Here is a 13,532-nt window from a genome sequence, read left to right on the forward strand (position 1 = left end):
GTTTTTTATAAGGCCCGCTGATTTTAATGACTGGTATCCCCTCCTTGCTACACCGCTTTATTGGTGATCAGGAACTCCTTTTCCAGCTTATTACTGGGGGTCGTGGCCGAGGTAATAGTAACTTTCACCCGGTAAGTTTTCAGCACGGGCAACTTGGTCAGCGTAATATCAAAACTCTTATTGGATGTGGGGGCTATGGGCGACTGCTCCAATACCACTCCTCCAGGATCAGAAATAACCGTCATCGTAATCTTTACACCTTCCTTAGGCATCGCTGAAAGCATATTCACCGTAAATGTGAAGGTTTCTCCGGATGCTTTGTTATAACCACCCTCTTCCAGGCTTTTCAACTCAAACTTGATCCCTTCTTCCTGCGGCGTAACCGGTCCACCACCACCACTTCCTCCTCCTTTACCCTTACAGGAAAAAATAGTCATCATCAACAGGGATGCAAATGCGAAAAAATATGATTTAACAGGCATAAACATAAGTATAAGAGAGGCTGAAATTAGGAAAATATAGTATATTATGCAAATAATAGCTGTTAGCTATTAGCTTTTAGCCTTTAGCTTAAATGCAGCGATTGAAGAGCTATTAGCTTTTAGCTATTAACCGTTAGCTTAAATGCAGCGATTGAAGAGCGGTTAGCCTTTAGCTATTAACCTGGATGTTTAAAGTCATAATAGTATCAAAAGATTAACATGTAAAGTTCATTCAGGAGAAGATAAAAGTAAGATAAGCCTACCTTACAGCATAGTTAAGGCATAGTTAGAGCATAGTTAAAGCATAGATAGAGCATAGATAGAGTATAAAAGGCTATAAAGCAGGGTATGGTAAAGGCCCTGAGATGGTACAATTTTAACCCATAGGCATTAAAACGCAATCATCCGCTGCATTTTGCTCGCAGCTCGCAGCTCATAGCTCACAGCTCTTCTCCCCTGCATTAAGCTAAAAGCTAACGGCCAAAAGCTAACAGCTAACAATTTATTCTTTACTTTTAGACACAAAATCAGTGGCACTTAATTAATAATTCTCAATACACTATGATTAGCACCAGGGAATTAGCTGTTTTAGTGTCCCAGGGCGACAGGCAGGCATTCAACCAGCTATACCAGCGCTTCTACAATCCGGTCTACTCTGTCATGTTGCAATACACTAAAAATGCAGAGGATGCAGAAGATATACTCCAGCTAACATTTCTCCGGCTTTGGGAGAAAAGACAGGAACTAATACGTGTAGAAGCCCCCGAGGACTGGATTTTTATCATTGCCCGGAATGAATTTCTCAACAAATTCCGGAAAAGAAGATCGGAAGATAGCTACCGTCGTTACCTCCTTCAGGTATTCTCTGAAGAAAGCCAGTCGCCGGAAGAACTTCTTATTACCCGGCAGAAAGAAGAATTGGTACAAAAAGCAATTGCTGCTTTGCCCGACAGACAGAAAGAAGCCTTTCTGCTGAACAGGCACAACGGCTTTACCTATGAAAAGGTAGCCGCTACCATGAATGTGTCTAAAGAAACTGTAAAAGAACATATTAGCCGGGCTTTAAAGGCCATTAAAAGCTATCTGCTGGAAAATATTGAAAGTATTAAACTCTTCATTTTAATACTGTTCTTTTTTATCTTCCTGTAATAAGCCGGCAGAAAGGCAAACAGACAATCTCCGGATTTTTTTTGAGGGCTGTCCCCCTTTTTACCTGGTCAGGCGTCTTCATAATAACAGGGCAGGCAAATGATAACAATTTTTTATTAATGGTATGAGCAGGATGACAGAAGCTGACTTTTTAAAGTTACTGGACGGGTTTAAAAAACAAACACTTTCGGCACAGGAGCTAAATGAGTTCCTGGATGCTTCGCAGCAACCTGCTTTTGAACAGCTCCTGGGTAATACTTTAGAAACTGACTTGAAAGTAAGATGGGTAGACGGGCTGGCCGCCGCTGATACCGGACAAAAACTCTGGCAGCAGCTCGACGATACTTCCCGTGAACCAGCACCAACGCCTTCCCGGATCTATCCGTTGAGGCAATGGCGAAGTGTGGCAGCTATACTGGTATTCATACTATCCGGCACAGCCGCTTACCTGCTCTTCATAAAAGGAGACCATAAAAAAGATCTTGCTACTGTTAATCACTACAACAGCACTGACTCATTAAGAGGGATAGGCAAAAAAGCAATACTGACAATAGCGAATGGAAAGAAAATAATACTCGACAGTACCGCTACCGGTGTTATTTCAAAACAGGGCAACACGGTTATCAACAACACCAACAGCCAGCTGGTTTATCAGAATAACGGCGCAGGTAATACCACCATAAATAAAATAGAAACGCCCGTAGGCGGACAATACAGCATCGTTTTATCCGATGGCACAAAAGCCTGGCTGAATGCAGGATCATCATTAACTTTCCCGGCTTCATTTACCGGCAAAGAACGTAAAGTGGAGATGACCGGAGAAGTTTATTTTGAAGTAGCACAAAATGCCTCCCAACCTTTTAAAGTGTCCGTCAATAATTCAACCTGGATAGATGTACTGGGTACTAGCTTTAATGTGAATGCCTATAAAGAAGAAGGTAGTATTAAAACAACATTGCTACAGGGGGCCGTTTTGATGAATACCCACGATCATAGCAAAAGATTAACTCCAGGGCAGCAGGCCCGCATTAATAATAATGATAACAAAATTGAACTGATTGATCAGGTGAATCAGGACCAGGTAATGGGATGGAAAAACGGTTACTTTACTTTTGAAAGAGCGCCGGTGGAAAGTATCATGAATCAATTTCAACGCTGGTATAATATTGAAGTAATATATAGAGGCACTAAACCAACCGATCTGTTTACCGGGAGTATACCACTTTCGTCTTCCTTACCACAGGCACTTAAAATACTGGAATATGCCAGAGTGAATTATGTGCTGGAGGATAACAAAGTAATTATATTATCATCCTCCCGGTAACAACAGATCAGGATAATTAAATCAACTAAAAACAACGCTTGTTTTCAGGAAGTTCCGGCAGTTTTAAAGATTAACAACCAGCATGTAGGAAAAGAATTTTTTCACGTTTGAAATTTGTGTTCGCCGTTTTGTAAACATCGGCCCCCGCTCACTGTGTGGCTACTTTAAAGTAGCAGAAAAACAGACATTGAACACAGTTATCAACTAATCTGAGGATAATATTTACAGTTACAGAAGTATCAATTACTGCTGAGGATATTGTCATGCATAAAGCCCAATCTATCTTCTATTCTTAACGACAATTTAAATGTTATGTGTTTTAGCTCGATCCCAGGATTGTTTGATCCATCCGGCCATAAAGGCCCTCTTCTAAAAAAGACGCCCTTTACCATTTTATTGCTTTTTGTTTACCTGAGTGTAAGTGCCTATAGCAATGCACAAAACATAACACTTCAGATAAAGGAACAACCACTGTCTGCCGTATTTACAGCTATCAGTAAACAAACCGGGTTTCGCTTTTTTTATAATGAGAATATGCTGAAAACAGCCAGACCTGTTACCCTATCAGTAAAAAACACTCCGCTAGAAACCGTGCTGGACCTTTGTTTTAAAGAGCTTCCGCTATCCTATACGATTGTTGACAAAGTTATTGTGATAAAAGATCGCGAAGGAGCCTCCCCTGCAAAAAAGGAGGATCAGCTCAGCAGCAGCCAGCCATCTGTTAACATCAAAGGCAGGATCCTGACAGAAGATAACCAGCCGGCAATTGGGGCTACTGTAGCTATAAAATCTCAGTCCGGTCCGGGAAAAGGGGTGGTGGCAAATACAAATGGAGAGTTTAACATTAAAGCTGCTCCAGGCGATGTATTGATCATCTCTTTCATTGGTTGTGAAACAAAAGAAATAACAATAGCAGATGCAACAACACTCACCATCGTTTTGCAGCCTTCCAAAAAATTACTCGACATGGTAGTGGTAACTGCTTTGGGCATAAAGCAAGTCAACCGCGCACTTAGCTATAATGTACAGGAGGTAAAAAGCGAAGAACTCACAAGGGTGCCCAATGCCAGTTTTGTAAATAGCCTTGCAGGTAAAGTAGCCGGTATTACCATTAACAGCAGCGCTTCCGGAATCGGTGGCTCCACCAGGGTAGTGATGCGTGGCGATAAATCCCTCCGTGCGGATGGTAATAACAATGCATTATATGTGCTGGACGGTATTCCACTCCCCAACTTGTTCTCTGTCAACAGTACCACCTCTAATGGTATCTACGGCGGAAAAGATGCTGGCGATGGTATCTCCAGCATTAACCCGGAAGATATCGCCAGCATTTCAGTGCTTACCGGTGCTTCTTCAGCTGCCTTATATGGAGGTATGGCTGCCAATGGTGCCATTCTGATCACTACCAAAAATGGTACACCTGAAAAGACCCGCCTTAGCTATTCCAACAGCACCACCTTTTATCAGCCGTTTGTATTACCGGAGTTCCAGCAAACATATGGGGCATCTGATCCGGGGGCTTTCAACAGTTGGGGAGCCAAACTTCAACAACCGTCCACATTCAGTCCCCGCGACTTTCTTCAAACAGGCTATAATGTAACCAACAGCATCAGCGTTTCCACCGGCACTGAAAAAAACACTACCTATTTTTCAGCAGCGGCTTCCAATGCCAATGGCATCATACCCAATAACAACTTCAACAGATATAACCTCACCTTCCGTAATACCTCCCTGTATCTTAACAACAAACTGAGCCTGGATATTACAGGAATGTATATACGAACAAAGAATCAGAACATGATCTCACAAGGTCAGTATTTTAATCCACTGGTACCGCTCTATCTTTTCCCCAGGGGAGAAGACATGGAGAAATACAAACTGTATGAAAGATATAATGTAGAACGTGGATTCAAAACACAATGGTGGCCATATGGTCCGTTGGGATTATCTATTCAGAATCCATACTGGATAGTGAACAGGAATATTAACCAGGTAGACAAGGAACGTTATATCCTGGGCGCTACCCTGAAGTACAAAGTATTGGACTGGCTGGATATACTTGGCAGGGCAAGGATGGATAACAATGCTGCTGTAAACGAAATCAGAAACTACGCGTCTACACTACCATTGCTCGCATCCAATTCAGACAATGGCTCTTACCTAGATCTTACTACCAGGTCAAAACAAACCTATGCCGATGTATTGGTATCTGTTAACAAAAGTTTTCATTCCTGGGGGCTGCTCGCAAATGCAGGCGCCAGCATATTGGATAACCGCGTAGCTACTACCGGCAATGCTGATGTGCTCAGTAATGGTGCACCATTATCCAAAGTGCCCAACCTGTTTACATCCAGTAATGTTATTCCCCAACCACTCTCAGGAAGTCAATCAATTATTACACAGGTACAATCCATTTATGCTACTGCACAGTTTAATTATAAAAAGAAGGTATTCCTGGATCTGACCGGCCGGAATGAATGGCCTTCACAACTTGCCTACAGTAACACTAGCTCCCTGTTTTATCCCTCGGTAGGGTTGTCAGCAGTAATCAGTGATATCGTACATGTATCACCTGATGTTCTTTCTTTTCTCAAAATAAGAGGTTCTTACAGCGAGGTCGGCAATCCTCCTGCGGCGTTTGATGCACGGCCTGGTTATACCACCACCGTAGCAGGCCCCAGGCTAAACCGCGACCTGCCTTTTAACCTGGTACCGGAAAGAACCAAATCAACAGAAGTTGGTATCAATGCCAGTTTTTGGAAAGACAAAATCAACCTCGCAGTTACAGCATACAACGCCAATACCTATAACCAGATATTTGTATTCCAGGCACCTGATGGAAGTGGCTTCGCCAATTTCAAGGTAAATGCCGGCAAAGTAAGAAACAAGGGTATTGAAGCTGCACTCGGTTATAATGGTAATATAGGTCCGGTAAAATGGAATGCCAACACTACGTTTACACTTAACCGTAATAAAATACTTGAGCTGGCAGAAAATGCCATCAATCCTTTTGATAATCAAAAACTGAAACGGGATACTTTCTACATGGCTGGTATCGGATCAGCCTCCTCCGCAGCAGTAAAGAATGGTACAATCGGCGATATTTATGTAAACAGCCTGGTAAGAGATCAGGGAGGTTACATCTACATTCACCCCAGCACACATGCTTACAGCATAGATAATAATAATCTTATTTACGCCGGTAATCCTAACCCCCGGTATAATATTGGTTTCAGAAACGGGTTTACCTATAAACAATTCAATGCCAACTTCCTGGTAGATGCCCGTATAGGTGGTATTGTGGTATCTGCCACCCAGGCCCTCATGGATGGTTTTGGCACCTCAAAAAGCAGTGGCGATGCCCGGGACAATGGCGGGGTAATCATAAACGGATATCCTACAGATGCTGAAACATATTACAAAGCAGTAGGACTGGGAACAGGCGTTATGTCGCAATACATATACAGCGCTACCAATGTAAGGTTGAGAGAAGCCTCCCTGAGCTATACCATTCCTTCAAAGGTATTTGCCAACAAACTACAGGATGTTACTTTATCACTCATCGGAAACAACCTCTTCATGTTCTATAATAAAGCGCCCTTTGACCCGGAAAGTACGGCTTCTACCGGAACGTATTTTCAGGGGATAGATTATTTCATGATGCCCAGTCTCCGGAGTTTTGGTTTTAGTGTGAAAGTAAATTTATAGACCCCGTATTATGAACAGTAATAAACAGATTATTATGAAGCAAACAGCATTATACTTACTGCTCTCTTTCCTGGTATCCCTGGCAGGAACATCCTGTACAAAAAATTATAAAGAATTTAATAAAGACCCGAATAATGCCACAGACGAAGACCTGACACACGACAACCTCGGCCTCGGATCTTTTATTCTGCAAATGCAGGCAAAAGTGATCCCGTCACAAACCTATGCCAATAACGATGATGTAAATGCCTACCAGGTGATCTACAACCTGATGGGAGATATTTACTCAGGTTATCTGGGTACCTCCAATGCATTTGGCAACAACGGGGTAAACAACTCCACCTATGCCATGATACCAGCCTGGTATGGTGCAGCATTTCCCTATGCTTATCAGAACGAGATGGGCCCATGGCACCAGGTTCGGGAGCGTGCCAAAGATGCAAAAGCAGCAACGACCTATGCTGTAGCACAGGTCATAAAAGTAATGGCCATGCATCGGATCAGTGATACATACGGGCCACTGCCTTATCTCAATTTTACCCCCGGCAATTCATCCATCCCCTATAATTCACAACAGGAAATCTACCATTCATTTTTTGCAGAACTGGATAGCGCTATTACCGTACTCAAAACATTCGTTAGTGCTTCTCCGGAAGCAAGGCCATTGGCAAAGTATGATCTTGTTTATAAAGGTGACTTCAGCAAGTGGCTAAAACTGGCTAACTCGCTTAAGCTCCGGCTGGCCCTTCGGGTGGTATATGCTGATCCTGCGCTTGCCAGGAAAGCGGCAGAAGAGGCAGTAGCGTCCGGCGTAATGACGACGAATGATGACAATGCAATACTGAATGTAGATGGTGTCAGTACCATCAACCCACTGAATATGATCTGCTACTCCTATAATGATACCCGCATGGGGGCCACCATGGAATCTTTGCTTAAAGGATACAAAGACCCGCGGATCAGCCTTTTGTTCAATAAAGGAACAGGCCCGCTTTCAGGCGATTATCACGGGATCCGTAACGGCAGCCTTTTTTCCGGACATAGTTACGATCCGTTTTCTACCCTCAACATCACTGCAGCTACTCCCGTTCAATGGATGGTGGCGGCAGAAAGTTATTTCCTGAGAGCAGAAGGAAGCATCTGGGGATGGAATATGGCTGGAACAGCAAAAGAACTATACGAAACAGGTGTCCGAACAGCATTCTCTCAACCGATAGGTGGTACACAAAAGGCTGCCGGGGATGCTTCCGCCTACCTTGAAGACGGTACCAGCACACCGGCTCCTTTTATTGACCCTATGAACGGCGCCAACAATGTACAAACCCAAAATGATGGTTTAAGTACCATCACCATTAAATGGGTGGAGGGCGACCCATTTGAAAAAAAACAGGAAAGGATCCTTACACAAAAATGGCTGGCTATCTATCCCGATGGACAGGAAGCCTGGACTGAATTCCGTAGAACGGGGTATCCCAAAGTGTTTCCTATTCCCGCATCCAATAACAAAAGTAATGGGCTTATCAGTACGGAAAAACAGATCAGACGCAGCCCTTTCCCGCAGAATGAGTACCTGAACAATAGCGCCAATGTGATGAAAGGAGTAGGCCTGCTTGGTGGTCCTGATAACGGTGGTACCCCACTCTGGTGGGATAAAAAATAATATCCGCTTTATGCCCAATCTCTTAATGCTAAATAAAAACTGATGAAAAATATACTGATACCTGTAATGATGATGTCGTTGTTGGTATTGACCTGCCTGTCATGCAAAAAACAAAATGAGGCAACTCCACTTGAAATACAACATCCGAAAGTGCTGACAGAAGAATACCTGGCATCCCTGAGGGCCTATAAAAATTCCGATCACCAGCTGGCATTTGGCTGGTTTGGTAATACCGGTGGAGATGGCATGTCCGCTTCGATGAGTGTGCGTTGGGAAAGCATTCCCGACAGTATGGATATCGTAAGCCTCTGGGGTGGTTTACCCAAAGATAGCAGTCCGCAAATGGCTGCGATGAGGTTTGCCCAGGAGAAAAAAGGAACCAAAATAGTCGCCGTCTCTTTTTCAAACGATCCTTTTTTCACGCATTACGGTGGAGAAGATTTTATCAGCAAATATGTAGAGCCTGGTGAGGATGCCCAGCTCACCGCTGGCTTTGAATTAGTTGCAAAAAAAATGGCTGAATACATTGAAAAAAATCAACTCGATGGTATTGATATGGATCATGAACCACATGTATGCGGCTGTAGCAACTGGACAGTAGTTTATACCCCCGACAGGTTCGCACTATTTATAAAAGCGATGTCCAAATACTTTGGCCCAAAATCAGGTACCGGAAAATTGCTGATCATAGATGGCGAAATAGATCAGATCAAGGCAGAAGTAGGCGATTGCTTAAGCTATGCCATTTCACAGGCATATAACACCAGCGGTCCCTCCAGCCTGAACAGTCGTTATAACGCAGTCTCCGGCTGGCTGCCACCGGAAAGATACATTGTAACCGAGAACTTTGAAGACTTCTGGAAAACAGGTGGTATTAATTACAATGACCCTTTAAAAGGTACCATCCCTTCATTGCTGGGAATGGCTTACTGGCAACCCGCAGCTGGCAGAAAAGGTGGTGCGGGAGCCTATCATCCGGAATATGAATATGCCAGTCCTATACCGTATCAGTATATGCGACAGGCTATTCAGATCATGAACCCTGCCGTTCGATAGATAACTATTTTCTAACCGATTCTACTTTAATATGAAATACGCTTATATAAAATTGCTCGCCATGGCTTTAATAACATGTATTATCTCTATCTCCTGTAAAAAAGAGCATTACACGGATGCCTTGTACATCACCGGCACAGAAGAAAACACCAGCACTTCCTTAACTGTGGATAACAGCCCTGTTAGTACTGCTATCAGTGTCACCTCTTCAGGACTGGCCACCAGTGATATCACCGTGCAGTTGGCAATAGACACCAGCCTGATCCCAAAATATAGCCAAGCAAACGGTGGAAAAAGTTTTAAGGCACTCCCTGCCGGCACTTACAAACTCTCTGCTGATAAAGTCACCATTAAAGCAGGATCCAGTATTTCTGATGCTATTACTTTCAATATCCAATCACCGGCGCAAATCTCAGATGGCGCTGGCTACCTGGTACCTGTTAAAATAAATAGCGTAAGCGGCGGGCCAAGAGTACTGGAGTCTTCCAGGGTATTGTATATCATTGTCAGGAAGGTAGTCAGAATGACCGTAGCCAGCCTCACCGGTAACTATTTCAAAGTAGATTTTTCCCAGAATAATGCTACCCTGAAAAACATGACAGCAATATCCTATGAAACCCGCGTGATGGTAAATAATTTCCAGGGGGGAAGTCCATTTATCAGTTCTGTAATGGGCATCGAAGAAAACTTCCTGATGCGTTTCGGAGATGTTACCATCGACAAAAATCAACTACAGATGGCCGGGGGAACTACTGCCTTAACAGTGCCAACAGGATTTTCTACCGGCGTATGGTACCATGTTGCTGTAACCTATGATGGAAACGTGGAAAATATATACGTAAATGGTACACTGATGGCCACCAAAACAGCAGCAAGAACAGTAGATCTTACCAGTGGGGATTTTTTTATCGGCAGGTCAGCCGGAGGACGGCTCCTGGACGGTGCGGTATCAGAATGCCGGGTATGGTCCCGCGCCTTATCCAAAACAGAGATTGTAAACGGGCTTTGCGGGGTGGATCCCGCCAGCAAAGGACTGGAAGCCTATTGGAAAATGAATGAAGGAGAAGGAAATATTATACATGATATAAGCGGGCATGGTCGTAATGCCATCGCTGCCGGTACTGTCCAATGGATCCCCGGAGTAAGATGCGATCAATGACACCGGTACCCATTATGCTGATGATCCCGGTCAAACTTAAACCAGTCAACTGTACTTTATGAAAAGAATTGAATTAATAAATATAGTCTCCTTGCTGCTCCTGTTGGTTATTATGTCAACTTTCTCCTGTAAGAAAGATGTAATAAACAAAGACGGATTATTTGTATATGCTCCAGCAGGAAAAATCACTTATGATACCTGGAAAGACACCTATCTCGTAACACGCAATGGGGTTCAATCTCAAAGCAGTGCCGGATTTCCTGTTTTACTTACCCGTCCTTTTTCCAATGATGTACAGGTAATTGCCAGAATAGATACCTCCCTGATAGCATCATATGATAGTATCAATAAAACAGTATCACCCAGGTTCAATACAGACATTTTTGGATTTGCCGGAACTGGAACCGTAACTATAAAAGCCGGTAAAACGGTGTCTGCCGATTCCATTACTATCAGGATAACAGACAACTCCAAAGTAGATTTCGATAAATCATATATAATCCCGGTGGTGCTTAGCTCGCCAGGAAATGAGGTGCCTGTAAGTAATAACAGGCAAACCATGTTTGTAAATATTTCCTTTACAAAAATCAATACCTCCCTATCCGGTTTTACAGGTGGTAACAATATCCCTGTTATCATCAACCGCACGCCGGATGGCGATGCGGTATCGCCCGATATTGCTGCCTTTCAGGCAACAATAAATACCGTATTCCCGGACAACCTGGATGTTAATATAGTGCAGGATAATACTTTGATCGAAGGATACAATGCTGCCAATGGTACTGCCTGCATTCCATTCCCGGCAAATGCTTATACCATATTGCAGCAAAAAGTAAGTATCCCTGCCAATGCACTCGCTTCTAAAGACAGTTTTAAAATACAGGTAAGTAAGCCACAGGCCTTTGAACCAGGTAAAACTTATTTATTACCCTTCCAGATAAAGGATGAAGGACCGGTAGCTCCCAGTGAAAAGAACAAGGTGATGTACATCACACTAACCGTTAAATCACAGAATATTGATCCGGCCAACGGCACGGTTACAGGCACTACTATTAACCGGGCAGGCTGGAAGGGAACAGCAAATTCTACGGATAACAATTATAGTAACGGGGTGCCTGCTGATGTATTTGATAATAATTACGCCACCGGGTGGCAATCTGCATTATTTCCCAACCAGCCACCAGACTTTGTGATAGATATGGGTAATGTACATACCATAAAAGGTTTCTCTTTTACCCCCTTGTACTGGTCGTTTTTTGGATCTGCTTATATTTCTGATGCTACCAGCATAGCATTGTACAGCAGTACGGATGGTGTTAACTGGTTTGCCCAGGGCGATTATAATGGAACAGCACTTACCGGAACAGCGGATAAGCCCGATACCCGGTTTATTAAATGCTATCAGCCCATAAAGGCCAGATATTTTAAGTTCACGGTTTTAAAATATTCAAACTATGCTGCCGGTTTTGGTGAATTAAATGCATTTGAATGACGTCGATGGTTGACTTAATAAGATACATGAATAAACGAGGATGGGTTTCTACCCGTTCTTAAACTTTTTAATTATTCTGATACATCATAATGAATGGGGAAAAGTGCAGAAAGCGACAGCGTCCCTCCGCCTTAAGCTATACTTAAAGCATGGTAAAGACATAGTAAAAGCGTTCTAAAGGTATAGCCACCCCATCCCCCCATCCGTTGCATTTGACTCGCAGCTCGTAGTTCATAACTAACAGCTCTCTACCCCTCCGTTAAGTTAACAGCTAACGACTAACAGCTCCTCTTCGCTGCATTTAAGCTAATAGCTAAAAGCTAAAAGCTACCCCCTCACATCCATCGCATCCCGCAAACCATTGCCTAACAGGTTGAATGCCAGTACCATAAACATAATGGCGATACCCGGTGCCAGTGCCAGCAGCGGGTTATGGGTAATGATGAAGTTGTAGTTTTCCTTGATCATCAGTCCCCAGGACGATTGCGGTGGCTGTACCCCTACTCCCAGGAAACTAAGGCCTGCCTCTACCACAATGGCGGTGGCAAAGTTGCCGGCAGCGACTACCATTACCGGGCCCATAATATTGGGCAACATATGCCTTACAATCGTTCTCAGATGACCATACCCCAGTGCGCGGGTAGCTTCTATAAATTCCATCTCCCGCAGACTCATGATCTGTCCGCGGATAATACGGGCCACGCCTACCCACATGGTGAGGCCCACGGCGATAAATACCTGCCAGAAACCTTTTCCCAGCGCCAGGGTGATCGCAAATACCAGCAGTAAAGTAGGTACAGACCATACCACGTTGATAAACCACATGATCACCTCATCGGTACGCCCCCGGAAATATCCCGCGATGGCGCCCAGGAAAATACCTATCGTCAGGGAAATGACTACCGCAATACATCCCACCCCGAGGCTTACCCGTATCCCTACGATCAGGCGGCTGAGGATATCCCTTCCAAACCGGTCAGTGCCCAGCCAGAATGTTTTGGTAACGATCCGCTCCCGGCTGATCTGTTGCTGTAAAACTGCCGGCTCAAATGCCTGTTCAGGTTGCCTGCCATACCATACCAGGCCTAGGTTATACCGTTCAGGTACCGTATTTTCTTCATCTACATATTTTTCAATGACGATATCATTGCCTTCAAAACGCCAGGAGCGCATGGGCACCAGCGTTACGGGCGACTCCTGCCCATTGAGCAGCCGTTGAAAAAAGCCTGCCTGGGGTACGGGCTGCTCCTTTTTGATGGCCAGCATAGGGATCCTGAAACCAGGTTTTTGTCCGCTGATTTCCAGCACCATCCGGTTGGCATTGGGGCTATGATCCGGGGCTACCCAGTAAGCCACTATACTCAGGAGGATAGCTCCCAGTATCAATATCAGCCCGGCCATCGCACCTTTATTACGGCGCAATCGCTTCCAGGCCTGATACCGGAATGAAGACCGTGAAGAAGTGCGGAGAGCTTGCAAAGGAATATTATTTTGTAATTGAA

9 protein-coding genes are annotated in these 13,532 nt (G+C 44.1%); 7 read left to right on the forward strand and 2 right to left on the reverse strand.

All coding sequences use genetic code 11. The features are described from left to right. Positions 1-47 precede the first annotated feature (47 nt). Positions 48-482 carry a hypothetical protein gene (locus ABR189_RS15980; RefSeq protein WP_354661452.1) on the reverse strand — a complete coding sequence of 145 codons (435 nt, stop codon included), beginning with the start codon at positions 480-482 and terminating at the stop codon, positions 48-50. Positions 483-1,043: 561 nt separating this feature from the next. Between ABR189_RS15980 and ABR189_RS15985 the strand changes: the two genes are divergently transcribed. The 7 genes from ABR189_RS15985 to ABR189_RS16015 all read left to right on the forward strand — a co-directional run bounded on the left by ABR189_RS15985 (position 1,044) and on the right by ABR189_RS16015 (position 12,030). Continuing rightward, positions 1,044-1,631, forward strand: a complete 588-nt coding sequence (locus tag ABR189_RS15985; RefSeq protein WP_354661453.1) for an RNA polymerase sigma factor — start codon at positions 1,044-1,046, stop codon at positions 1,629-1,631. Positions 1,632-1,755: 124 nt separating this feature from the next. Next, positions 1,756-2,955, forward strand: coding sequence for a FecR family protein (locus ABR189_RS15990; protein ID WP_354661454.1), 1,200 nt, complete (start codon positions 1,756-1,758; stop codon positions 2,953-2,955). A 312-nt stretch (positions 2,956-3,267) separates the two neighbouring features. Beyond that, positions 3,268-6,663 (forward strand): SusC/RagA family TonB-linked outer membrane protein, encoded by a 3,396-nt coding sequence (locus ABR189_RS15995; RefSeq protein WP_354661455.1) that lies wholly within the window; start codon positions 3,268-3,270, stop codon positions 6,661-6,663. 34 nt (positions 6,664-6,697) lie between these two features. Further along, positions 6,698-8,323 (forward strand): RagB/SusD family nutrient uptake outer membrane protein, encoded by a 1,626-nt coding sequence (locus tag ABR189_RS16000; RefSeq protein WP_354661456.1) that lies wholly within the window; start codon positions 6,698-6,700, stop codon positions 8,321-8,323. 42 nt (positions 8,324-8,365) lie between these two features. Further along, a complete protein-coding gene (locus tag ABR189_RS16005; RefSeq protein ID WP_354661457.1) occupies positions 8,366-9,379 on the forward strand; it encodes a glycoside hydrolase family 18 in 1,014 nt (337 codons plus the stop codon). 61 nt (positions 9,380-9,440) lie between these two features. Next, complete coding sequence (locus ABR189_RS16010) at positions 9,441-10,538, forward strand: DUF1735 and LamG domain-containing protein (protein WP_354661458.1); 1,098 nt, start codon at positions 9,441-9,443, stop codon at positions 10,536-10,538. A gap of 58 nt (positions 10,539-10,596) precedes the next feature. Then, positions 10,597-12,030 (forward strand): BT_3987 domain-containing protein, encoded by a 1,434-nt coding sequence (locus tag ABR189_RS16015; protein WP_354661459.1) that lies wholly within the window; start codon positions 10,597-10,599, stop codon positions 12,028-12,030. Between the two features lie 327 nt (positions 12,031-12,357). On the opposite strand, the gene ABR189_RS16020 is transcribed toward ABR189_RS16015, so the two are convergent. Continuing rightward, positions 12,358-13,509: an ABC transporter permease gene (locus ABR189_RS16020; protein WP_354661460.1), complete on the reverse strand. Its 1,152-nt coding sequence runs from the start codon at positions 13,507-13,509 to the stop codon at positions 12,358-12,360. Positions 13,510-13,532: the final 23 nt, after the last annotated feature.

The organism is Chitinophaga sp. H8, from assembly GCF_040567655.1.
Lineage (GTDB): Bacteria > Bacteroidota > Bacteroidia > Chitinophagales > Chitinophagaceae > Chitinophaga > Chitinophaga defluvii.